Below are 23612 nucleotides of genomic sequence, written 5' to 3'. Positions count from 1 at the left end.
TGCTAAGTCAGCCGCTCTGTGTAATATTGTGACAATACGTACCACTATAGTGAACACATTCAGCCTGAGGATCCCTATGATTATTCGTCACGCCTGCAAAGAGGATTGCGCCGCCATCGGTGAAATTTATAACCACGCGGTGCTGTACACCGCCGCGATCTGGAACGATGCCACGGTCGATACCGATAACCGTATCGCATGGTTCGAAGCGCGCCAGATGGTGGGGTATCCGGTGCTGGTAAGCGAGGAAAATGAGGTGGTGACGGGCTATGCCTCCTTCGGTGACTGGCGCGCCTTTGACGGCTTTCGTCATACCGTGGAGCACTCGGTGTACGTTCACCCGGACCACCAGGGTAAAGGCATTGGTCGCGAGCTGATGAAGGCCCTGATCGCAGAAGCGCGGCGCATTGGCAAACACGTGATGGTGGCAGGCATTGAAGCGCAAAACAGCGCCTCCCTTCATCTGCATGAGACGCTGGGCTTTGTCACCACCGGACAGATGCCGCAGGTGGGCACCAAGTTTGGCCGCTGGCTGGATCTGACCTTCATGCAGTTGCAGCTCGACGAGCGCAGTGACCCGGATAACATCGGATGAATCAGTCCCTGACGCTGGTGTTTCTGGTGGCGGCAGGCATTGGCCTGGTGGTACAGAACACCCTGATGGTGCGTATTACCCAGACCTCGAGCACCATTCTTATCGCCATGCTGCTCAACTCGCTGGTGGGGATTGTGCTGTTTGTGTCGATCCTGCTGATTAAAAACGGCGTGGCCGGGTTCAGCGAGCTGGTGCATACGGTGCGCTGGTGGACCTTAATCCCCGGCCTGCTGGGGTCGTTTTTCGTTTTTGCCAGCATCAGCGGCTATCAGTATGTCGGGGCCGCGACGACCATTGCGGTGCTGGTCGCCAGCCAGTTGATTGGCGGTCTGGTGATGGACGTGGTGCGCAGTCAGGGGGTGCCGCTGAAGGCGCTGATCGGCCCGGTTTGCGGCGCGGTGTTGCTGGTCATTGGCGCCTGGCTGGTGGCAAGGCGCTCATTCTGACATCAGAGGATCACTCCGCCTTTGGTCAGGCTCTCCTGACGGGCCTCCTGATCCTCTTTATAGTGTTTGCCGTGATGGGCGATGGTAGTGCGCAGACGCTGCTGCTGGGTATAGCGATCTTCCCGGCTGAGTTCGGTATCTTCGCTTAATTCGAACAGCAGCTCGTTCATATGAACGATCACGCTTTCCTCAACCGCCGCATCAACGCGGGCGATCACTTCCTCTAAATGTGACATTGTCACTCCTTATGTTTTTTTCCCTCTCCCCTATGGGGAGAGGGTCAGGGTGAGGGGCTCAGGCCGCACCAGACTCAGTTAAGCTTCGCCTTCGAGAAATCGCTCCCCATCAGGCTGACGCTATACCCGCTGACGTTGCTGCGGGTAGCATAGAAGGTTTTGCCGTTCGCCAGCGCAATCCACGGCGCCTGCTGGTAGAAGATCTCCTGCGCCTGGCTATAAAGCTTCGTGCGGGCAGCCGGGTCGCTGGTGAGCTTCGCTTTCTGGACCAGGTCATCATAGCCCTTGTCGCACCAGCGCGCAGCATTGGAGCCGGTTTTAATGCTGTTGCAGCCCAGCAGTACATCGGCGAAGTTATCCGGGTCGCCGTTATCCGACATCCAGCCAAACAGCGCGCTGTCGTGCTCGCCTTTACGCATCCCGGAGAGATATTCGCCCCACTCATAGGAGACGATCTTCGCCTTAATCCCCACCTTCGCCCAGTCGCTCTGGATCATCTCGGCAATGCGGCGTGAGTTCGGGTTATAGGGACGCTGCACCGGCATCGACCACAGGGTCACTTCCGCCCCCTGCTCCAGCCCGGCCTGTTTCAGCAGCGCTTTCGCTTTTTCCGGATCGTAGCTGTAGTCCTGCAAATCTTTATTAAAGCCCATCATATTCGGCGGAATCGGCGATTTTGCCACCGTACCGGAGCCCATAAACACCGCGTTGATAATCGCTTTTTTATCGGTGGCGTAGTTCAGCGCCTGACGCACCAGCACGTTATCAAACGGTTTTTTCTCGGTGTTAAACGCCAGATAACCGACGTTCAGCGCATCCACCGAATGCAGGGTCAGATCGTTGTTTTTCTTGATCACATCAAACTGCACCGGGGATGGCGCAGGGATAATCTGGCACTCGTTGGTCTGCAGCTTCGCCAGACGGGTCTCGACGTTCGGGGTGATGGAGAAGATCAGATGTTTGGTCGGCACCTCGCCATCCCAGTAATTCGGGTTAGCCAGATAGCGGATCTGGGAGTCGGTTTTGTACTGCTGCAGCACGTACGGCCCGGTACCGATCGGCCAGGTATCGACGTTCTCCGGCGTGCCTTTCTTCAGCATCGCGTCGGCATATTCCGCAGAGAGGATCGAGGCGAAGTCCATCCCCCAGTCGGCGAGGAACGCGGCATTCGGTTCGCTCAATACAAACTGAACGTGGGTATCATCTACCTTCTTCACCTCCTGGATCAGCTTATCCAGCCCGACGTCATTGAAGTATTCATAGTTGCCCTGTGACACCTTGTGGTACGGGTGATTAGGGTCTTTCTGACGCAGCACCGAGAAAATAACGTCGTCGGCATTAAAATCGCGGGTCGGTTTGAAGAATTTATTGCTGTTGAACTTCACCCCTTTGCGCAGGGTAAAGGTATAAGTTTTGCCATCCGGGGAGATGGTCCAGGATTCTGCCAGCGACGGTACCGGGGTATTTTTGACCGGATCAAAGTTGATCAGGCGGTTATACAGCACCTGCGAACTGGCGACAAAGGTCGGGCCGGAGCTGGCGATCTGCGGGTTGAATGACTCAGGCGAAGCCTCTGAGCAATAGATAATGGTGTCGTTTTTCGCCGCCGAGGCGGCACCTGCCGGTAACAACGCGCTTAATGCCAGCGCGAGGAGCGTTTTCCCTGTAGACATGTTTATTACCTGTTTGGTTTTATTATAGAGAAGGGTAATAACAGCACAGCCCCTCTCCCCTGGCAAATAACGAAACACTATCAGGTTATTCTAAAGCAGTTATTTCCGCTGATTTTCCCACCAGCCACGGGAGAGTGATTTGCCTTAAGGTACATTCAACGTCAAGCACTTTCCGCTGCCTCAATGCTGTAAGAAATCGCCGCTTTTGCCGTCTCTTCTGCCGTTTGCTTGCCCGCAGATTTCGTAAAGTAGACGCGTGAAAAAGTCTATGGGACCAAATCGTGGCAAAAACCCTTTTACGCAGCGGCAATCTTGATGATTTTCAGGCCGTTGGCGGCGGCGGACAGGCCGTTTTTGAATCAGCATTGCAAATCCGTGAGGCCCTGCGCCTGCGCAAACAGCAGTCGATTGTCGACTGCCTGGCGATCCCGCAGGTCAATGATGAAGGCGACCGGGTAGACTGGTACTCGCCCACGGAAGGCACCGTGACCAGCTGGAAAGCCGCCGACGAAGATGCGCGCTTCCGGGCCCTGCGCCTGCTGGAAAGCACCCTGTCCAGCGTCGAGTCTCTGAGCAAAAAATCGCTCCAGTCGCCAAAAACCGCCCAGCAGCTGTTTGGTTCCCTGCTCTCTAAAGCGTTTCAGTTCCCCGGCGAGAACTTCCTGTTCCTGGTTGACGGCAAGCCGGTGATCACCTTCTGGGGGTTTGTGAACCTCAATGAAAATGCGCGGGAGGATATCCTCGACTGTCTGCGCGCTTCCCTGCTGCCTGCCCCGGTTGTTGAGCCCGAGCCTGAATCCGAGCCGGAACCGGCCATCGTCTTTGAAAAAGCCGATGAACCGCTGGTTGCTGCCCCCTCAACGGTGCATATCACCGCCGACGATCTGTACGAGGCCCATCCCGCTCCGGTGATGACCGCCAGCGATCCCGAGCCGGAACCGACCCCGGTGGTGGTGGCCGCGAAAAAACGCCGCCTTCCACTCTGGCCGCTGCCGGTTGCCGCCGTCGTGGTTGCTGCCGTTGCCGGCCCGCTGCTGTGGCAGAAGCACACCCCTACCGCTGAGCCGGTAAAAGCCGTGGCGGCCGCCCCGGTGGCCATCGAGCCAAAACCGGTTGCCGCCGTCGAACCTCTGCCGCTGAATTTACCGCTGCACCAGGCTGAAGTCGCCGCCGTAAAAGCCCCGGCCCCGGTCGCGGCCGAACCGGTGGTGATTACTGCGATCCCGAAAGAGGCGATGGTGATGGAGGCCGGTCAGGTGAAATCCGGCTCGACCCGTTTTCTTAACGGCAGCTGGCGCGTCATGCTGGATGTAACCGATCCGATCACCGGCAAACCGCCGTCACTGCGCTATCAGATCCAGAACAATAAAGGGACGGCCCGCGTCGTTCACGGCGACAACGTGGTCTGCCGCGTAGAGGTCTTCTCCGGCCTGCACAGCAACGGTGAGCTGCTGATCAAAACCCGGGGCAACGCCCGCTGCGCCGACGGCTCGCGCTACCCGATGCCGGAAATTACCTGTAAAGCCGGCACCAACGACGTGGCGGAATGCAGCGCGCGCTACGACGCGAAAACCGTAGTTCCATTGACATTCAGGAAGGCAGGTGCGTGATCCTATGCTGGTAAACCTTTGCGACTACAAACAGAGCGTCACGCTGATTGCGAACAGCGGCGTTCAGTTTCTTGATTTTGGCCTGACGCCGCAGGACTCCGCCCAGAGCGGACGTTTCGTGCGTAAAACCGCGAACGGCCCCCTGCTGCGCCTGAACTTCGATCTGGTGAATGGCCGTTACACCCTGCCCACCACCGGCGGCGGACAGCCGGAGGTGGTCAAACCCGAAAGCACCATTCTGCTCCAGCAGTCGCTGGCGGTACTGGACGGCGTCTGGCTGCCGGTGCCGTTTTTACGCTTTAACCCGCCGCGCACCTTTGTTGATGGTCCGGATAACTGGGCGCGGGTGCAGGTGCGCAAGCTGGAGACGCCGGACAACGCCGGGAACAGCCACCGCGTGACCCTGGCGCTGGACAGCCAGATTGCCGCCCACGCCACCAGCCCGCTGTCGCCGGTGGAGAACGATATTCTTAACGGCACCCGCTTCGCGCTGGCCTGGCGCGACGACGAAGTGGCGAACTTCCTCGACCAGACCTGGATTGACGGCTGGCTGCGCGAGGCCTTCACCCAGTATGCCGCGGGGGTAGAGAACCGCGCCGAGCGCGATCTCCAGCTGGCAATGCGTAACTTTGAGTATCAGGCGCACTGGCTGAACATTATGGCGATGCTGGGCGAACAGCTCACCGTGCCGGAAGTGAAATTTGTCACCCATACCCTCAGCACCCCGGCGATCCCGGTGGATCTGATTCTGGATGTCGGCAACACCCACACCTGCGGCGTGATCATTGAAGACCACGGCGATGCCAACGACGGCCTGCGCCAGACCGCCGAGCTGCAGGTGCGCTCCCTGAGCGAACCGCAGTTCCTCAACGAGCCACTGTTTACCAGCCGTCTGGAGTTTTCCGAAGCCCGCTTCGGCAAGCAGCACTTCTCAGTGGAGAGCGGTCGGGAAGACGCCTTTGTCTGGCCTTCCATCGTGCGCGTCGGCGATGAAGCGCGGAAGCTGGCCACCCAGCGACTGGGCACCGAAGGTAACAGCGGCATCTCCAGCCCGCGCCGCTACCTGTGGGATGAAACCCCGGTGGTGCAGGACTGGCGCTTCAGCCAGATGAACAGCAAAACCCAGCGCGAACCGCTGGCGACCGCCTTCCCGCTGATGAACCTGATGAACGATGACGGCCAGCCGCTGTTCACCCTCCCGCAGGATGAGCGTCTGCCGGTCTTCTCGCCGCAGTACAGCCGCAGCACCCTGATGACCCACATGCTGTGCGAACTGCTGGCGCAGGCGCTGGGGCAGATCAACAGCGTGGCTACTCGTCTGCGTCTGGGCTTCCCGGCGTCGCCGCGTCAGTTGCGCACCCTGATCCTCACCCTGCCGTCGGCAATGCCGAAGCAGGAGCGCGAGATCTTCCGCCGCCGCATGTTCGAAGCCATCGCCATCGTCTGGAAAGCGATGGGCTGGCACCCGCAGGATGACGACTTCTCCAGCCGCAAGCAGCAGGAGAAAAGCGTGGTGCCAGTGCCGGAGATCCAGATGGAGTGGGACGAAGCCAGCTGCGGCCAGCTGGTATGGCTCTATAACGAAGCGATCTCCCATTACAACGGCCAGACCGAAGCCTTCTTCGCGGCGGTAGCCCGACCGGATCGCGAGCCGGAGCCAGGCTGCGCCCCGGGTCGCGCCCTGCGCGTGGCCTCGATTGATATCGGCGGTGGCACCACCGATATGGCGATCACCCATTACCAGCTCGACGATGGCTCGGGCAGTAACGTCAAAATCACCCCCCAACTGCTGTTCCGCGAAGGCTTTAAGGTGGCGGGCGATGACACCCTGCTGGATGTGATCCAGCGTTATGTCCTGCCTGCCCTGCAGACGCAGCTGCAGAAGTCCGGCATTGCCGATGCCTCACTGCTGATGGCCTCGCTGTTTGGCGACTCCGGGCGCATCGACACCCAGGCGGTGCTGCGCCAGCAGACGGCGCTGCAGCTGTTTATGCCGATTGGGCATGCGATCCTCGCCGCGTGGGAAGCCAGCGATATCGACAATCCGCTCGACGGGCTGCACGCCACCTTTGGCGATCTGCTGACCCGCAAGCCGACGCGCAATGTGATGAACTATCTCCAGCAGGCCATCGAACACGCTCTGCCTGCGGGTTCTGAGCCGTTCGACCTGTTCGCCGTGCCGCTGCACGTTAACTTCCGTGAAATGCAGGATGCGATGCTGGCCGGGCACTTTACCCTCGCCGCGCCGCTGCACGCGGTGGCAGAGGCGATCTCCCACTACGCCTGCGATATCCTGCTAATCACCGGGCGTCCGGGCTGTCTGCCGGGCGTTCAGGCGTTGATCCGCCATCTGCAGCCGGTGCCGGTCAGCCGGATGGTGTGGCTGGATAAGTACCGGGTGCATGAGTGGTATCCGTTCAGCCAGCAGGGGCGGATCGGCAACCCGAAATCCACCGCGGCGGTTGGGGCGATGCTCTGTAGCCTGGCGCTGGATCTGCGCCTGCCGCGCTTTAACTTTAAAGCGGCGGATATCGGGGCCTACTCCACCGTGCGTTATCTCGGCGTGCTGGATAATACCGTCAACACCCTGCGCGACGAGAACGTCTGGTATCAGGATATCGATCTCGACAAACCGGGGGCGAAGCTGGATACCCGCCTGCACTTCCCGCTGCGCGGTAACGTGACGCTCGGCTTCCGTCAGCTGGCGAATGCCCGCTGGCCTGCCACCCCGCTCTACACCCTGAGCATCAACTCGGCGGAACTGGCGAAATCCATCGCCGGGGATGGGGTCCTGAACGTGCGCCTGAAGCTGTGCGGCGGAAACAAACATGATGGCCCGGAAGCCTTTGAACTGAGCGATGCCTGGCTGCAGGACGGCACCCCGGTGCCACCCGATGCCCTGACCTTTAAACTGAATACCCTGGCCGACCGCCGACACAGCGGTAGCCACTACTGGATCGACAGCGGGAGCGTATACCTGAAATGACAGCCACGACGACCACAACTCAGGCGTTAATCGGGTGGATCAACACAACGCGCCAGCACGCCCCAATCCTTGATAACGACGCCGACGCCCTGCTGGCCAGACTGGCGATAGCTGACGCGCGGGAGCACGCCATCGAGCGGGCGCTGACCGCGGGAAGCACTATCGGCTTGTACGGTCACGCCCAGGCGGCGAAAGCCCACCTGCTCGCCACCCTGTGTGGAAGCGACAATCAGCGCATGAACGTGATTGTCGGCCAGCGGACCTTTGACTATTTTTCACACATCAACCCCGGCCATGCCCTGACCAACATGGCGCTGCGCTTCAGCCCGAACGCGGCAGAGATCGCGGACGACGCCTTTCCGCTGCGCCTGAGTCTGCTCACCGAGGCCGAACTGGTGCAGGTCTTCCTGGCCCGCGCCACGCTGCCGGCGGTGGACAAAACCGTGATTGAAGCCCGGCTGGAGAAGTGGCGCGCCCTGCGTCAGCCCCAGAGCGTACCGGGGATCACGCCCGCCGAGGTGGGTACCATCGCCCACTACTGGCGCGATACGGTGCCCGCCGCAGCCCAGCAGATGGACGATGCCCTGTGGCACCAGTTTGCCCTGCTGCTGCCGTCGCTGGATCTGAGCACCCGCGCCAGCGTCTGGTCGCTGCTGTGGGGCGAACAGCAGGAGCTGACTCAGCAGTGGCTGAAGCTGGCACATATTCTGCACCAGACCAGCCATGCCCGGGCGCTCGCCGCGCCGCTGAGCCTGCTGGTGGATAACTTTGGTCTGCCGACCGAGGGCTTCCTCACCCGGGGCGACATGGCCCTGCCGGACGTGCAGCAGGCCGTGCTGCATCCGCTGCACAACGGCGAGTTGCTTAACGCCATCAGCATCCCGCTGGACGTGCTGGCCCTGCTGACCCGCGAGCTGATCCTGCCGATAGAAAACAGCGCCCTGGCCGGGGTGGATATTATCGATATTCCGGCCCCGTCAACCCAGCCTGATTTACCCCTGGCCCAGGCCAAACAGCAGTGGCTGCTGGAGCACTATCGCCAGCATCTCCAGCCGGACGTGCTGGTGATCTGCAACGCTACCGCCCACCACGGCGAGACGGCAAAAACCGCAAAAACGCTGCTCAACTGGGTGAAAGAGACCCAGCCGGGTGACGACGCTGCCCTGCCGGGGCTGGTGTGGGCGATCACCCCGCAGGATGCGCGCTTTACCCGCCGGACTAATCTCGACGAAGCGGTACAGCAGCTGCTCGGCAAACCCGGTCAGCACTGGGGCACCCTGCAGGCGCTGGACAGCAGCAGCATGCAGCGGGTGATCGAGTGGCTGTCCCAGGCGACATTGCCATCCCAGCGTAAGACGCGTCTGCTGGCCCTCCGCCAGCACCATCAGCGCGACCTGCATCAGCTGATGCAGGGGTATCTGGCGCCATTGACTCAGGATCCTGCCGCCCAGCGCGGTGCCGCCGAAGCGATGGTGCGTACCCTGCAGGGAAGCGCCGCCCGTCACGGTGAGCTGCTGGAAGGGTTGCTCCCGCCGCTGCGCGCCTTTGAAACGCTACTCGCAGTGCAACAGCCGCGCGAAGAGCAGGTCAACGGCCTGTTTACCGACGCCATCGACCTGTTTGCCGACAGCGCCCAGGATGCCGATGAGATCTGGCAGCCGACGGACAAAGCCCGCCTCGCCCATCAGGTTTGGGTGAATCACCTGCGACAGTGGAGCCGCGATGAAGCCGTCGCCAGCCGTCTGGGGATCGATAATGCGGTGTTACAGCAGATTAGCGATGTGCTGGTGATCGCCAGCTATCGACTGAACCTGCTCGCTCAGCTGAAGAAGATTGTCGATACCGATAAAAGCAGTGCCGCGCAACTGCATGCCGCGCTGGGGAATTTCGTGGGCTGGGTCGGCTATGCGCAGACACCCGCTTCTGACCGCCCTGCCAGCCGCATCCGTAAAGGCCAGCCGGTGTTTGTAACCCCAACGGTCAACAGCAGTGCGCCCCGCCTGACCCGCCTCGGCGAGCAGCCGGTCCATGCGGCCACGGCCTATGTCTATGACTGGCTGGTAGCGTTGTACACCCAGGCGATTGATAACATCGGGTATCAGCATCCGCACGATATGTCGATGGAGGATCGCAAGGCGTTGCAGGGCTTGCTTGCCTGAAAAGACGCCTGATGGCGCTACGCTTATCAGGCCTACGGTGAATCGTAGGCCTGATAACCATACGGCAACCTCATCGGCCCGCCTGACCCTGCTGGATACAATCAGCCAGTACCTTCGCCAGCGCCGACGGGTTTTCCCACGACATTGAATGTCCGGCATCGGGGATAATTTTTACCTCAATACCCTGCTGGCGCATCTCCTCCATATCGCTATCGGGAAGCGAAAGCTCACCAAAAATCAGCCATACCGGACAAACTAATTGCAGATATCGCTCGTTCCAGCTGGGCTGTACGCCTTCAACCAGACTCGCTGCTCCGCGCCATACCGCCCAGGGGGCATTGCTTTGCAGGCTCCCTTTCCAGGATGAAGTTTCAGCCTCCAGCATGGCCTGATATCCGGTAGTGACAAAATCCTCTTCCGTCTGGGCGGCAATATTCCGACTAAACACGCCACCGCCAGCATGGAAATTGGGTTCGGACACGATCAGGCCCAGCAGACGATTACCGGCCAGCTCTGCCGTTTCGATCGCAATGCTGCCGCCCATGCTGTGCCCATACAGCCAGAATGACGATATGGCTAAATGATTGAGCAGTTCGATAATGACCTGTGCCTGGGCTGAAGTCTGATAGCCGTAGGTCTCAGGCTTATCGCTGTAACCGCTGCCGGGAAGATCGATAAGAATGGCCCGGCGGGAACCGAACTGAGGGTCGCAGACGATACGGGGATATTCGTAAGAAGAGGCACAGCCGAGCCCGTGAATAAATACCAGCGGTTCGCCGTGTCCTGGAAGATCCTGCCAGCGCACAGCGCAGCAAGCCTGTTGAGAATAAAAGCTGTTCATATGCACTCCTTTTCAGATGACTGTGTATTTATACAGTTCATCGCAGAGGAATACCATTGCCAGATTTTGTAGGCCGGATAAGGTGCTTGCACCGCATCCGGCAAAAAGCCGCGCAGGGGCGGCTTTTAGAAGAGAGAGATCAGCAGCGCAACCGGGAAACTCATCGGCCAGGTAGAGCCCACCAGAAAGGCGCTCAGGAAGCGGATGCGTTTGCGATCTTTAGAGAGAAACCAGGTGATAAGCGCACAGATGGTCGCCATGATGGCGTAAAACATTAACATTTTCTGGTACAACGTCATCTCATTCACCCAATCTGCTGTTCAATAACCGCGCGCAATATGCGGCAAATGTTGAACCAGATCAAGTTTTTTGTTACATATTAGCCACATAGATTTTATGGTTACTAACAATTGAGTAGCTTTAGCTACATCTCTGGCGTGACGCTTTAAACTAAAAGGGCCGCACTATGCGGCCCTGATTTCCGGGACTACTTCTTCACCGGCTGAGGCTTCTTGTTCCCCGAGTCGGGTACTTTACGGGATTTGTCTTTATCGACGTGTAGCATAAGACTCTCCTTTATGGCCTTCGGAATGAGTAAGTATAGCCCAACTGAGGAGTACTACTTTAAAGCCGCATTTTAAATGCACTTTCTGGTAAGTCCCGGTTGGCGATCCGTGCTGTAATATCCTCACTTTTTATAAGGAGGACGTTATGCTGCGTATTCCGCAAAGTTGTATTCACACTCGTTCCACCCCATTCTGGACCAAAGAGACCGCCCCGCCGGGGATTTTTAAACGCCATCTCGATACCGGGACGCAGCCCGGCGTCTATCCGCGCCTCAGCGTGATGCAGGGTGCGGTGCGTTATCTCGGCTATGCTGACGAAACCTCGCCCGATCCCGACAGCGTTCTGATCATTGAAGCCGGGCATTTCGGCGTATTCCCGCCTGAACGCTGGCACCACATCGAAGTGATGACCGACGATACGTATTTCAATATCGACTTTTTTGTTGAACCCGACGTACTAAGAAGTCGCAAATAGAGAAGGAGTAACATCATGGGCAAAGCAACTTATACCGTCACCGTGACCAACAACAGCAACGGCGTATCGGTGGATTACGAGACGGACGCCCCGATGGAGCTGATGATCCCGGACGTCGCCGCTCAGGTGGTAAAAGACCTGGTGAATACGGTGCGCGCGTACGACACGGAGAATGAACACGAGGTGTGCGGCTGGTAGCCGCCCCCCGTTACATTTTGAGCAGTTCAAGCACCGTCTGCGGCACCTGATTCGCCATTTTCAGGGCCGCATTCTGGCTCTGTTCCAGGATCTGCGCCCGGGCAAGCTGGCTGGCCTCGGCGGCGTAGTCGGCATCCTGAATGCGGCTGCGAGCCGTTTGCAGGGAGATGCTCTGCTGGGACAGCACCGCCTTACTGGATTCAAACCGGTTGATCGCGGCGCCATACTGCGCGCGATAGCCACTCACCTTCTCCAGCGCGGCATCCAGTAACCCCATGCACTTGCGAGCCCCCGCCTCGGTGATCATGTCGGTATTGTCCAGCTGCAGCGTCTTCAGATCTGTCGGCGTTGGCTCGATGGTCGTGGACTGCAGGGCTTCACCGAAATTGGCGCTGGTCACTATCTCAACGGGGCGGCTTTGCTTCGGCGGAACCGCCGGGGTGATCGTCGGTGTCGGTAAAGTTCCCCAGGTAATATTGCTGGTAAAGGAGCCGCTCCCCACCACCATCACCAGCAAATCTTCCGTAACGGTATCCAGCGTAACGCGTTCGATGCGGTTTGAGCCGTTAGCGCCGTCGTTCCAGGCTCCGGAGGCCACATCTTCATAACGATCCCCATCCCCGCTGTAGGTTATGTTCATCCCGTTATAGTTGAGCGTTTCACCGCTGAGGCTCCAGCTGGCTCCGCCAGAAATCAGCTGCGAGTCGTCATACGCCGCTCCGCTGTCGAATCCGTTTTTGGCCGTCAGCACCGAAGCGGTGGCTTTCGCGCCATCGGTAATGCCACGGCTGACCCAGGTATAATCCGCGTCCGGGCCGGATAAAGGCGTACCCGCGAGATGTTTGCCATCCCGGGTAAATATCTGCAGATCGTCATCCAGGCCCAGTGAATCAATGGTAATGCTGATATTGATCGACCCGGCGGGAATATAGGCCAGCGGAATAACACCGGAACTGAAAGAATAATCTGTTCCGGCCACCGGGAATTTACGGTCCAGCGGTGCAACATCGCCAATTAATTGCGGCGGTAATACAGGCTTATCCGTTGCCAGCGGATATTGACCAAATATTTCAGTTTGCTCAGAGACTTGAGTAATCGTCCCGAGGATCTGCTGATACTCCTGGTTGATACTGTTGCGGTCAGACTGCGATAACGTGCCAGTTGCCGCCTGAATCGCCAGACTTTTGGCTCTGATCAGCATAGCGCCGATATCGCTCAGACTCCCTTCTGCCGTCTGCGCCAGGCTTATCGCGTCATCCAGCCCACGGGAAATCACCCCATCCGCATTAATGTTGGCGGTCATGCGGTTGGCAATCGCCTGCCCGGCTGCGTCATCCTTCGCGCTGTTAATACGCAAGCCGGACGACAGCCGTTCAATGGTCTGGGACAGTAAAGTACTGTTGGTATTCCGGGACTTAAGCGAGAGCCCGGCAATCTCGTTATGATTAATTGCAAGCATGGTCAGGGCGATTTTATTATGGATTTACTTCGGTATCGGCGGGCTGGCGATTTAATTTAGGGTAATGGTTAAAAAAAGCTGACGATATATTCTCGCGGGGATATAAAAGATAAATATTTAATATATTCGCTTAGAGAATATATTAAATCACCGCCGGCTTAGTCTCCCAGAACCGGCGGTGAGGCTTATCAGTGCTTAAACATCACGTGCCTGACCACGGTGTAATCCTCCAGACCATACACCGACATATCTTTGCCGTAGCCCGACATTTTCATCCCCCCGTGGGGCATTTCGCTCACCAGCATAAAGTGGGTGTTCACCCAGGTGCAGCCATACTGCAGGCGGGCGCTGATCCGGTGCGCGCGGCCCACATCCTGGGTCCAGACCGAGGAGGCCAGCCCGTACTGGGATTCATTGGCCCACTCCAGGACCTGATCCTCATCGTCAAATTCGGTGACGCTGACCACCGGGCCAAACACCTCCCGCTGTACGATGGCGTCCTCCTGCTTCGCGCCTGCCAGCAGGGTCGGCTGGAAGTAATAGCCTTTGCCGTCGTGCTTGCTGCCGCCGGCGATCACCTGCACATGCCCCAGGGCTTTGGCCTCATCCACCGCTTTACACACCCGGTCGAGGTGCGCCTGCGAGCTTAGCGGGCCGAGTTCGGTGCTCTCATCATCCGGGGCGCCGATCTTCAGGCTGGCGACTGCGGCACCCAGTTTTTCCACCAGCTTCGTGTAAATGCCTTTTTGCGCGTAGATGCGACAGGCGGCAGTACAGTCCTGCCCGGCGTTGTAGAAGCCGAAGGTGCGTACCCCCTCCACCACCGCGTCAAGGTCAGCGTCATCAAAAACGATCACCGGCGCTTTGCCGCCCAGCTCCATATGGGTGCGCTTAATGGACGAGGCGGTATGGCCGATGATGTGTTCCCCGGTGGCGATAGAGCCGGTGAGCGACACCATCCGCACCTTTTCATGCCCGGTCAGCGGATCGCCGACCGTTTTACCTCGCCCGAACAGCACGTTAAGCACCCCGGCAGGGAAAATTTCTTTTGCCAGCTCCGCCAGCTTGAGAGCGGTGAGTGGCGTGATTTCAGAAGGTTTAAGCACCACGCAGTTCCCGGCGGCCAGCGCCGGGGCCAGCTTCCAGGCTGCCATCATCAGGGGGTAGTTCCAGGGCGCAATCGAGGCGACAACCCCCACCGGGTCGCGGCGGATCAGCGAGGTGTGCCCCTCCAGATATTCCCCCGCCGCCGAGCCGTGCAGGGTGCGCGCCGCCCCGGCAAAGAAGCGAAACACGTCGGCTATCGCCGGAATCTCATCTCCCAGTACGCAGTGCAGCGGCTTGCCACAGTTTTGCGACTCCAGCCGGGCCAGCGTGTCGGCATTGGCTTCGATGGTGTCGGCCAGTTTGAGCAGGCACTCGGCGCGGCTTTTCGGCGTGGTACGTCCCCACTCGATAAAGGCCCGGTCGGCGGCCAGCACGGCAGCATCGACCTGTTCAGCGGAGGCTTCGGCGATCTCCAGCAGTACTTCGCCGGTCGCGGGGTTATAGACCGGCTGCTTTTCCCCTTCGCCGTTGACCAGTTCACCATTAATCAGCAGTTGAGTTTGCATAGTATTGTCCTGTTGAAATCAACGTTATTTCCCGCTGCCGGCAATGGTTTCGCCGTCGCGGGTGAGCCACCAGGCCCCCAGAATGGGTATCGCGGTCACCAGCATTACCAGCAGGGCCACCACGTTGGTCACCGGGACATCACGCGGGCGGCCGAGCTGGTTTAACAGCCACAGCGGCAGGGTGCGCTCATGTCCGGCGGTAAAGGTCGTGACGATGATCTCGTCGAACGACAGCGCGAAGGCCAGCATGCCCCCCGCCAGCAGCGCCGAGCCCAGATTGGGCAGCACCACGTAGCGGAAGGTTTGCCAGCCGTTAGCCCCCAGATCCATTGACGCTTCCACCAGGCTCCATGAGGTGCGTCGGAAACGGGCAATCACATTATTGAACACCACCACCACGCAGAATGTGGCATGACCGAGAATGATGGTGAAGAAACCAGGCTCCAGATTGATGGTCTTGAACGCCGTCAGCAGCGCCAGGCCGGTGATGATCCCCGGCAGGGCAATCGGCAGGATCAGCATCAGCGACACCGCGTTCTTACCAAAGAACTCCCGCCGCCATAACGCCGCAGCCGCCAGGGTGCCCAGCACCAGCGCAATCACCGTTGAGAGCGCAGCGATTTTTAGTGACAACGTCACCGCTTCGATGATGTCGCTGCGCCCCGCCGCCGCGCTGAACCACTTCAGCGTCAGCCCCTGGGGCGGAAAACTGAACGCGGCGTCCTCCGTATTAAAAGCATAGATGGCAATAATCAGCAGCGGGAAGTGGAGGAAGATCACCCCGCCCCAGGTGGCAATTTTCAGGAACAGCGGCGCGCGTTCAGAGTGCATCAAACGCTCCAAGGCGCTTCACGAACGCCAGATAGACAGTGATGAGAACAATGGGCACCAGCGTAAAGGCGGCTGCCATCGGCATATTGCCGATCGCCCCCTGCTGGGAATACACCATCTGCCCGATAAAGTACCCCGGCGGGCCCACCAGCTGCGGGACGATAAAGTCGCCCAGCGTCAGGGAGAAGGTGAAGATCGACCCCGCGGCAATGCCCGGAATGGCCAGGGGTAGCACCACGTAGCGGAAGGTCTGCCGCGGGCGCGCCCCCAGATCGGCAGAAGCCTGCAGCAGAGACGGCGGCAGACGCTCAAGCGCCGCCTGCACCGGCAGGATCATAAACGGCAGCCAGATATAGACGAACACCAGGAAACGTCCCAGCCCGGAGGTGGAGAGCGTACTGCCGCCGATGCCGGGTACCGTCAATAGCGAGGTCAGCACCCCTTCCAGCCCCATATGGCTGAGAAACCACTGCGCCACGCCGTCTTTCGCCAGCAGCAGCGTCCAGGCGTAGGCCTTGACGATGTAGCTGGCCCACATCGGCAGCATCACCGCGATGTAGAAGAAGGCTTTCCACTTCCCGCGGGTATAGCGCGCCATATACCAGGCCATCGGGAAAGCGAGGATCGCGCTGCCGATAGTGACGGCGATCGCCATCGTCAGGGTTCGCAGAATGATGTCGTAGTTGGCGGGGTTAAACAGGGCGCGAATGTTGGCGAAGGTCAGGTCTGGCGTCACCGACATGGTGAAGTCATCGAAGGTGTAGAACCCCTGCCACAGCAGAGCAAACAGCGACCCCAGATAGACAATGCCAAACCACATCAGCGGGCCGAGCAGAAGTAAGAACAGCCCCAGGGCCGGTCTGCGCCAGAACAGCGCCGACAGACGCCCCGCGAGGCTGCGTGAGGCCGGAGGAGGCGAAACGCTCATGTCCATATCACCCCTCCTCATGCAGCGGCACCATGGCGTCGCGCGCCCAGGAGGCGGTCACCATCTGCCCCGGCTCCACGCCTGTCGCCAGCCCGGAGCCGGTCAGGTTCGCCTGGCTCACCAGCAGCTTTTCCCCCTCGGCAAGGCGTAGCTCGTAACGGGTGGCGGCCCCCTGAAACTGCACGGCCTGTACCCGGCCCTGAACCTGGATATCCCCCTCCCCGTCGAGACGGATATGCTCCGGACGCAGGGAGTAACTCCCCGTCAGGCCGCAGACGCGCTGCGCCAGGGCGTCGGTGAAGACGTTCGAGGTGCCGACGAAGCTGGCCACAAACGGCGTGCGCGGGCGCAGATAGAGTTCGCGCGGGGTATCCACCTGCTCAATCCGCCCGTTGTTAAACACCGCCACCCGGTCCGACATCGACAGGGCTTCGCCCTGATCGTGGGTGACGAAAATAAAGGTGATGCCCAGCTCCTGCTGCAGTTTTTTCAGTTCAAATTGCATCTGCTCGCGCAGCTTCAGATCCAGCGCCCCGAGGGGTTCATCCAGCAGCAGCACCCGGGGCTGATTAACCAGCGCCCGGGCAATCGCCACCCGCTGACGCTGGCCGCCGGAGAGCTGCGAGGGTTTGCGTGCCTCGGCGAAACTAAGGCCGACTTTGTCCAGGGCTTCCCGCGCCTGGGCCTGACGGGTAGGTTTGTTGATCCCTTTGACCATCAGCCCGTAGGCGACGTTCTCAAGGATCGACATGTGGGGAAACAGGGCGTAGTCCTGAAAGACGGTGTTAACGTCGCGCTCCCAGGGCGGGAGCTCGCTGGCATCTTTGCCAAAGATCGAGATGCTGCCACCGCTCAGCTGTTCAAAACCCGCTATCAGGCGCAGGCAGGTGGTTTTGCCGGAGCCCGAAGGCCCCAGCATGGAGAAAAACTCCCCGTCACGGATGCGGATCGTTACCCCGTCCACCGCACGCACGTCGCCATACAGACGCGAGACATCGTTAAACTCTACTGCGTACGTCATAATCCGCTCCCTGGCGCTTAACGACCGCCCATGATGGCGATGTAGTCCTGAACCCAGCGGCTGTAAGGCACAAACTTGCCGCCGTTGGCGGTTGGCGTTTTCCAGAACATGATCTTGTCGAAATAGTTGTAGCCGTTGGTTTCACAGCCTTTGTCGCCCAGCAGGGTGCTGGCTTTACAGCCTTCCGCCACCACTGGCAGTGAACCAAACCATCCCGCCAGATCGCCCTGCACTTTTGGCGTCAGGGACCAGTTCATCCACTTGTAGGCACACATCGGATGTTTGGCGTCGGCATGGAGCATGGTGGTGTCCGCCCAGCCCGTTACCCCCTCTTTCGGGAAGACGGTGCCAATCGGCTGATTCTCGCCTTTCAGGGCGTTAGCCTGATACGGCCAGGCGCTGGAGACGACCACCCCTTCGTTCTTGAAATCACTCATCTGCACGGTGGTGTCGTGCCAGTAGCGGTGGATAAGCGGACGCTGATCTTTCAGTACTTTCACCACCGCCGCGTACTGCGCCTCCGTCAGCTGATAGGGATCGGTGATCCCCAGATCGGGCTGGGTGGCTTTGACGTAGAGCGCCGCATCGGCGATGTAGATCGGGCCATCGTAGGCCTGAACCCGCCCTTTGTTGCTTTTGCCGTCCGGGAGGTTTTGTTCTTTAAATACCACACCCCAGCTGTCAGGCGGGGTCGGGAAGGTTTTGGTGTTATACATCAGCAGATTTGGCCCCCACTGATACGGGGTGCCGTACGCCTTGCCATCGACGTTAAACCATTCGCCTTTGACGATCCGCGGGTCAAGGGTTTTCCAGTTGGGGATCAGGTCGGGGTTAATGGGCTGAACGCGTTTGCCCATGATCAGGCGCAGGGAGGCGTCGCCGGAGGCGGTCACCAGGTCGTAACCACCCTTCGCCATCAGGCTGACCATCTCATCAGAGGTGGCGGCGGTTTTGACGTTCACTTTGCAGCCGGTCTCTTTTTCAAACGCGGTGACCCAGTCATAGGCTTTATCAGTCTCGCCGCGCTCGATGTAGCCCGGCCAGGCAATAATATCCAGCCGTCCTTCGCCCTGACCGATCTCTTTTGGCGGCTCCGCCGCTTGCGCAGTCAACACCGTCATGCCGAGCGCGCACAGGCTGCTACGGGCAAATTTTTTGCTCATACGTATTACTCCTGTCGTAATGAAATCAGAAGGCAGCCGTGCCGGTAGAATATCTCCTTAATTAAACGTAGACCGCGCTATTGCCCCGCACCCGGCGGCCTGCAGAAATTTCACCAGGTTGTGACCGGGGGCGCATTCCCCGGTAAGTGGATTATAGACAAGGGGTTAGCTGGCGCAGGGGTTATGCATATTTCCTATGAGCGATAATAAAAAAACGCCGCAAATTAATTGCGGCGTTATTAACGGGATAAGAAACAATTATTCAGGCGCGGTGTTCAATAGCGAGAAAATACTATTTTTGCCCTTTCAACATAGCGCTAATTATTTGCGCTAACTGGATCACCGCCTGCTCTTCCCGCTCTCCCCAGGCCCAGGAGGTATTGAAGCGGAAAAACGGCGTCCAGGTATCGGAGGTGGAGAACATCTTGCCCGGGGCAATGCTGATGTGATGCTCCAGCGCCCGGGCGCTAAGCTCCCCGGCATCCAGCGGCGCGGGTAGCTCAAGCCATAAAAAGTAGCCGCTGTCGCTGTGGTGAATTTTCACCTCTGCGGGCAGATGGCGCAGCAGGGCCTGCCACGCCTGTTGTTTACGTTCCGCCAGCGTGCGGCGCAGACGTCTGAGGTGGGCGTCGTAGCGTTTGGTGGCGAGATAATCCACCAGCGCCAGCTGCATCGGGGAACTGGTGGATAAGGTGCTCATCAGCTGCAACTGCTGAATGCGGCGGGCATGTTTCCCGGCGGCCACCCAGCCAATGCGGAACCCGGCGACCAGACATTTCGAGAAAGAGGAGCAGTGCAGCGTCATGTCGCTGCGATCCCAGGCTTTCGCCGGGAGCGGCTTTTCGCGTCCATAGTAGAGCTCGCTGTAAACATCGTCCTCGATCAGGGTGACGTTATGTTCGGTGAGCAAGGCGATAAGCTGCGCCTTTTTGTCGGCGCTGAGGGTGAAGCCCAGCGGGTTCTGGCCGTTGGTCATTAACCAGCAGGCTTTCACCGGATAGTCGTTTAACGCCTGGGCCAGCGCGTTGAGATCGATCCCCTCGCGCACGTCGGTGGCCACCGACAGCGCCTTGAGCTTCAGACGTTCCAGCGCCTGTAAGGCCCCGTAGAAACAGGGGTTTTCGACGATCACCCAGTCGCCCGGCTCGGTAACCGCCTGCAGGCTGAGGTTCAGCGCTTCGAGGGCCCCGGCGGTAATCACAATTTCATCCGGGGAGATGTTCATCCCCTGCTGGGCATAGCGGCGGGCAATGGCATGACGCAGATCGACGTTGCCCGGCGGCAGATTCTCGATGACGCTCATGGCGGTGGCAGTTTTACTGACATTGGCCAGAGAGCGGTTCAGCTGTTGTAAGGGGAAGAGACGCGGATCGGGAAAGGCCGAGGCAAAAGGGACCACCGAGGGATCGCGGCTGGCCTGTAAGACATCGAAGATATAGGTATTGATATCCACCGCTTCATCGCGCATCACCTGCGCGGGTGGCATCGGCTGCTGCCCGGTGGGCCGGGCCGCCACGTAGTAACCTGATTGCGGGCGCGCGACAATACGCCCCTGGCTCTCCAGCATCTGATACGCGTGACCGACGGTCATAAAGCTCATTCCGCTGCTGGTCACCTGCTCACGCAGGGAGGGCAGCTTATCGCCGGGCTGCCAGACACCGAGCTCGATCTGCGAAATGATTTGCTGCGCCAGGCGCTGGTATTTTTTCATCGGGTTCTCCTTGCTGCATCACAGTGTATATCAGCAGGAGAAAAAAGGCAGGATTAATAAACTGTTATAGATAGTAGTGAGGATTTCAGCAGGCGTGACGGCGCCCGACTGACTTACTTACGAAACTCAAACGGCACCTGACGCGCATGGCGGGAGGCCGCTAAATGATCCAGCGTGATCATCGAGGATTTGCAGAAAATGCACTTCGCACCGAGTGGATTTTTTTCAGACACGTCGAAAGCGGAAGTACGGAACTGCGAACCATGACAGCAAGGGCAACGAAAATGGATATGTGAACTCATGTAAATCTCCTGAACGTAAAAACGTCAAATACTAAATTGGGCCTTAGCGGCATTAGAGGTCTGAGACAAAAACTAATCAGAGCGTTCAGAGCGTAAAGAAAAAACCCAAGAGAGGCTGCGGAGAGGCACAACGTGTTGAGAGATGCTTTAAGGGACTGCGACGGATATTCTTTTGGCATTCAAACCGAAAATCCATTTACGCACAACCGGTGGAAGGATGCAAGCGCTTTTAAAAGATAAAATTCTGTGCTTTAGCCAGCTGTCATTGTTATCGGTCAAATTATTTGATGGCTTCTGTGAAATAAAGCCCATTTTCATTCCTCAGGCAATCCGTAAAGTAAAGGCCACGCTTATCATTTGAAACCAGGATAACCCGACATGAAAAAGATCGGCTTTTTGTCATTTGGTCACTGGACGCCGTCGCCGCAGTCGGGCACCCGTACTGCCGCCGACGCCCTGCTGCAATCCATCGATCTGGCGGTAGCCGCCGAAGAGCTGGGCGCAGATGGCGCTTACTTCCGCGTGCACCACTTTGCTCGCCAGCTCGCCTCCCCCTTCCCGCTGCTGGCGGCGATTGGCGCGAAAACCAGCAAGATTGAGATCGGCACCGGCGTTATCGATATGCGCTATGAAAATCCGCTCTATATGGCAGAAGACGCGGGTTCTGCCGATTTAATTTCCGGCGGACGTTTGCAGCTGGGGATCAGCCGTGGCTCTCCGGAACAGGTGATCGATGGCTGGCGCTACTTTGGTTACGTGCCAGGCGAAGGTGAAAACGAGTCTGATATGGCGCGTCGCCACACCGAAGTGCTGTTAGACGCCCTGCGCGGCGAAGGATTTGCCAAACCCAATCCGCAGCCGATGTTCCCTAACCCGCCGGGCCTGCTGCGCGTTGAGCCGCACGCCGAAGGGCTGCGGGATCGGATTTGGTGGGGGGCGGGTTCGAACGCCACTGCCGTGTGGGCCGCGAAGCTGGGGATGAACCTGCAAAGCTCAACCCTGAAGGACGACGAAACCGGCGAGCCTTTCCACATCCAGCAGGCAAAACAGATCCGCGCCTACCGCGACGCCTGGGCCGCAGCGGGTCATACCCGCACGCCGCGCGTATCGGTCAGCCGGAGTATCTTTGCCCTGATGGACGATCGCGACCGGATGTACTTCGGTTCCAGCCGTAACGAAAGCGACAGCGTGGGTTACCTGGATGAGAAAACCCGTGCCATTTTCGGCCGCAGCTATGCCGCCGAGCCTGACAAGCTGATTGCTCAGCTGAAACAGGACGAAGCGATTGCCGAAGCGGATACGCTGTTACTCACCGTGCCGAACCAGCTGGGCGTGGAGTATAACGTACATGTGATTGAGTCGATTCTGAAGCATGTTGCACCAGCTATGGGCTGGCGCGACGAATAAAGGAATAACGTCTCGTGTAGGCAATATTATGCGAGACGTTTACTACACCGAATCATTATTTCGCATATAAATACATGAAATATTTACAATAACTATGGCACGTTATGCCTGGCCTTTGTCATAAAACCATTGTTAAGTAATGCCTGTTTTTTAAGCTAACTGACAAAAGGAGTTTGACATGGCAATACCGGCCTATCTGTGGTTAAAGGATGATGGTGGCGCGGATATCCGTGGTTCTGTAGATGTTCAGGAACGTGAAGGAAGTATTGAGATATTTGGATTTGGTCACGGGCTTCATTTACCTACGGACAGCAATACTGGAAAGATAACCGGTACACGCATTCATAGCGCACTTGTTTTTGAGAAAGAATTCGACTCTTCCAGTCCATACCTCTATAAAGCCGTTGCTCACGGGCAAACGCTCAAATCAGCAGAATTTAAATGGTATCGTATAAATGATGCCGGATTTGAAGAAGAGTACTTTAATATGCTCCTCGAAGGGGTGAAGGTCGTTTCCGTTTGTCCTCTTATGCATGATGTGAAAAATCCTTCCACTGAAAAACATAATCATCTCGAGTCTATCGCTTTGCGCTACGAAAAAATCACATGGAAGCATTGTGATGGAAATATTATTTTTTCTGATGCGTGGAATGAGAGATGATCCGCTGCACTTTTCATTTAAACGGTGGGCAGATGTCTACCTTAAGCTGTCCGGGGTTGGGATTCTTTCCGGCATATTCTGGACATGCCGGTGCCAATAGAAATAATCCGGATGCTATTGCCCTGAAAAAGAAAGGTCCCTTGCCTCCCGGAAAATATTTCATCGTAACCCGTTCCCGCGGAGGCACCGGGTCCCGATGGCACGATATGCTCAAAGAACTGGAGAGCGGTTCAAATCGTGACTTTTGGTTTGCGCTTTACCGGGATGATGGGGCTATAGATGATTCAACGTTTATTGGTAACGTGGAACGTGGTGCTTTTCGTCTACATCCTGCTGGCACTTCTGGAATCAGTGAAGGCTGTATTACATTGCCAAACCATTCTCATTATCGAATCCTTCATCATGCATTATTAAGCAACGGTTCTTTACTCATTACCTCTGAGCTTAAAGCATTTGGCACTATACAGGTATATTGATGAAACCTAGCACAAGCGTCGTTATATGGCTGATGGAGTTAGCGCTTCTGTGCCTTGTTTATTCGTTGTTATGCATCGTTATGCCCGATATTTATCTCTATGACATTTACACGGATAAGTTTGGTTTTCTGACAGAAGCACAATGGTACGACCGTTATATTTTCACTTTATCGGTTTTGTCTCTGCTGTTAACGACTTTTTTAATATGGCTTTTCGCCCGTTATAAGCATAAGCGTTTAGCCCGCTGACTATGAC

General features: G+C 58.0%; 22 protein-coding genes. 10 read left to right on the top strand and 12 right to left on the bottom strand.

What is annotated here, in order from left to right:
• Nucleotides 1-76 precede the first annotated feature (76 nt).
• Both LG383_RS07740 and LG383_RS07735 read left to right on the top strand, forming a co-directional pair.
• Nucleotides 77-595, top strand: a complete 519-nt coding sequence (locus LG383_RS07740) for a GNAT family N-acetyltransferase (RefSeq protein WP_225758744.1) — start codon at nt 77-79, stop codon at nt 593-595.
• Nucleotides 592-1041: a DMT family transporter gene (locus LG383_RS07735; RefSeq protein ID WP_225758743.1), complete on the top strand. Its 450-nt coding sequence runs from the start codon at nt 592-594 to the stop codon at nt 1039-1041. The genes LG383_RS07740 and LG383_RS07735 overlap by 4 nt, the downstream gene beginning before the upstream one ends.
• Nucleotides 1042-1043: 2 nt before the next feature.
• Here the strand turns inward: LG383_RS07735 and LG383_RS07730 are convergent, their stop codons facing one another.
• On the bottom strand, nt 1044-1277 hold the full coding sequence (locus tag LG383_RS07730) for a YdcY family protein (RefSeq protein ID WP_225758742.1): 234 nt from the start codon (nt 1275-1277) through the stop codon (nt 1044-1046).
• Between the two features lie 74 nt (nt 1278-1351).
• Nucleotides 1352-2950, bottom strand: a complete 1599-nt coding sequence (locus LG383_RS07725; RefSeq protein WP_225758741.1) for an ABC transporter substrate-binding protein — start codon at nt 2948-2950, stop codon at nt 1352-1354.
• A 281-nt stretch (nt 2951-3231) separates the two neighbouring features.
• Between LG383_RS07725 and LG383_RS07720 the strand changes: the two genes are divergently transcribed.
• Genes LG383_RS07720 through LG383_RS07710 form a run of 3 tightly spaced genes read left to right on the top strand, consistent with a single transcriptional unit; the run spans nt 3232 to nt 9705 of the window.
• The gene (locus LG383_RS07720; protein ID WP_225758740.1) at nt 3232-4560 is read left to right on the top strand and encodes an SrfA family protein; all 1329 of its coding nucleotides are present in this window, start codon (nt 3232-3234) and stop codon (nt 4558-4560) included.
• 4 nt (nt 4561-4564) lie between these two features.
• Nucleotides 4565-7546, top strand: coding sequence for a virulence factor SrfB (locus LG383_RS07715; RefSeq protein ID WP_106993543.1), 2982 nt, complete (start codon nt 4565-4567; stop codon nt 7544-7546).
• Nucleotides 7543-9705: a virulence factor SrfC family protein gene (locus LG383_RS07710; protein ID WP_225758739.1), complete on the top strand. Its 2163-nt coding sequence runs from the start codon at nt 7543-7545 to the stop codon at nt 9703-9705. The genes LG383_RS07715 and LG383_RS07710 overlap by 4 nt, the downstream gene beginning before the upstream one ends.
• Before the next feature lie 70 nt (nt 9706-9775).
• On the opposite strand, the gene LG383_RS07705 is transcribed toward LG383_RS07710, so the two are convergent.
• Together LG383_RS07705 and LG383_RS07700 are read right to left on the bottom strand one after the other, a co-directional pair.
• Entirely contained in the window at nt 9776-10546 is a 771-nt protein-coding gene (locus LG383_RS07705) for an alpha/beta fold hydrolase (protein ID WP_225758738.1), read from the bottom strand.
• Between the two features lie 125 nt (nt 10547-10671).
• Nucleotides 10672-10845 carry a GhoT/OrtT family toxin gene (locus tag LG383_RS07700; protein WP_106993544.1) on the bottom strand — a complete coding sequence of 58 codons (174 nt, stop codon included), beginning with the start codon at nt 10843-10845 and terminating at the stop codon, nt 10672-10674.
• Between the two features lie 412 nt (nt 10846-11257).
• On the opposite strand from LG383_RS07700, the gene LG383_RS07695 reads away from it, so the two are divergent.
• Together LG383_RS07695 and LG383_RS07690 are read left to right on the top strand one after the other, a co-directional pair.
• Nucleotides 11258-11587 (top strand): DUF1971 domain-containing protein, encoded by a 330-nt coding sequence (locus tag LG383_RS07695; protein ID WP_225758737.1) that lies wholly within the window; start codon nt 11258-11260, stop codon nt 11585-11587.
• Nucleotides 11588-11602: 15 nt separating this feature from the next.
• A complete protein-coding gene (locus tag LG383_RS07690; RefSeq protein WP_059307860.1) occupies nt 11603-11785 on the top strand; it encodes a DUF1869 domain-containing protein in 183 nt (60 codons plus the stop codon).
• A gap of 10 nt (nt 11786-11795) precedes the next feature.
• Here the strand turns inward: LG383_RS07690 and LG383_RS07685 are convergent, their stop codons facing one another.
• The 8 genes from LG383_RS07685 to LG383_RS07650 form a co-directional block, all read right to left on the bottom strand.
• The gene (locus LG383_RS07685; protein ID WP_225758736.1) at nt 11796-13244 is read right to left on the bottom strand and encodes a flagellin; all 1449 of its coding nucleotides are present in this window, start codon (nt 13242-13244) and stop codon (nt 11796-11798) included.
• Nucleotides 13245-13432: 188 nt separating this feature from the next.
• Nucleotides 13433-14857 carry an aminobutyraldehyde dehydrogenase gene (patD, locus tag LG383_RS07680; protein ID WP_166182525.1) on the bottom strand — a complete coding sequence of 475 codons (1425 nt, stop codon included), beginning with the start codon at nt 14855-14857 and terminating at the stop codon, nt 13433-13435.
• Between the two features lie 24 nt (nt 14858-14881).
• Entirely contained in the window at nt 14882-15688 is an 807-nt protein-coding gene (locus LG383_RS07675) for an ABC transporter permease (protein WP_225758735.1), read from the bottom strand.
• Nucleotides 15678-16616, bottom strand: coding sequence for an ABC transporter permease (locus LG383_RS07670; protein ID WP_370635159.1), 939 nt, complete (start codon nt 16614-16616; stop codon nt 15678-15680). The genes LG383_RS07675 and LG383_RS07670 overlap by 11 nt, the downstream gene beginning before the upstream one ends.
• Nucleotides 16617-16623: 7 nt before the next feature.
• On the bottom strand, nt 16624-17637 hold the full coding sequence (locus LG383_RS07665; RefSeq protein WP_225758733.1) for an ABC transporter ATP-binding protein: 1014 nt from the start codon (nt 17635-17637) through the stop codon (nt 16624-16626).
• A 17-nt stretch (nt 17638-17654) separates the two neighbouring features.
• A complete protein-coding gene (gene ydcS, locus LG383_RS07660; RefSeq protein ID WP_225758732.1) occupies nt 17655-18800 on the bottom strand; it encodes a putative ABC transporter substrate-binding protein YdcS in 1146 nt (381 codons plus the stop codon).
• Between the two features lie 292 nt (nt 18801-19092).
• Entirely contained in the window at nt 19093-20511 is a 1419-nt protein-coding gene (locus tag LG383_RS07655) for a PLP-dependent aminotransferase family protein (RefSeq protein ID WP_106992969.1), read from the bottom strand.
• Nucleotides 20512-20624: 113 nt separating this feature from the next.
• Complete coding sequence (locus tag LG383_RS07650) at nt 20625-20813, bottom strand: cold-shock protein (RefSeq protein ID WP_106992970.1); 189 nt, start codon at nt 20811-20813, stop codon at nt 20625-20627.
• Nucleotides 20814-21191: 378 nt separating this feature from the next.
• Here LG383_RS07650 and LG383_RS07645 point away from each other — a divergent pair, with 378 nt between their 5' ends.
• The 3 genes from LG383_RS07645 to LG383_RS07635 all read left to right on the top strand — a co-directional run bounded on the left by LG383_RS07645 (nt 21192) and on the right by LG383_RS07635 (nt 23357).
• Complete coding sequence (locus tag LG383_RS07645; RefSeq protein ID WP_225758731.1) at nt 21192-22220, top strand: LLM class flavin-dependent oxidoreductase; 1029 nt, start codon at nt 21192-21194, stop codon at nt 22218-22220.
• A 178-nt stretch (nt 22221-22398) separates the two neighbouring features.
• Nucleotides 22399-22881, top strand: a complete 483-nt coding sequence (locus LG383_RS07640; RefSeq protein ID WP_166182533.1) for an Hcp family type VI secretion system effector — start codon at nt 22399-22401, stop codon at nt 22879-22881.
• On the top strand, nt 22878-23357 hold the full coding sequence (locus tag LG383_RS07635) for a DUF2778 domain-containing protein (RefSeq protein WP_166182534.1): 480 nt from the start codon (nt 22878-22880) through the stop codon (nt 23355-23357). Before LG383_RS07640 ends, LG383_RS07635 begins: the two co-directional genes overlap by 4 nt.
• Nucleotides 23358-23612 lie beyond the last annotated feature (255 nt).

It is taken from the genome of Leclercia sp. Marseille-Q4284, from assembly GCF_916618945.1.
Lineage (GTDB): Bacteria > Pseudomonadota > Gammaproteobacteria > Enterobacterales > Enterobacteriaceae > Enterobacter > Enterobacter tamurae.
This window is presented reverse-complemented; position numbering and strand designations above follow the sequence as displayed.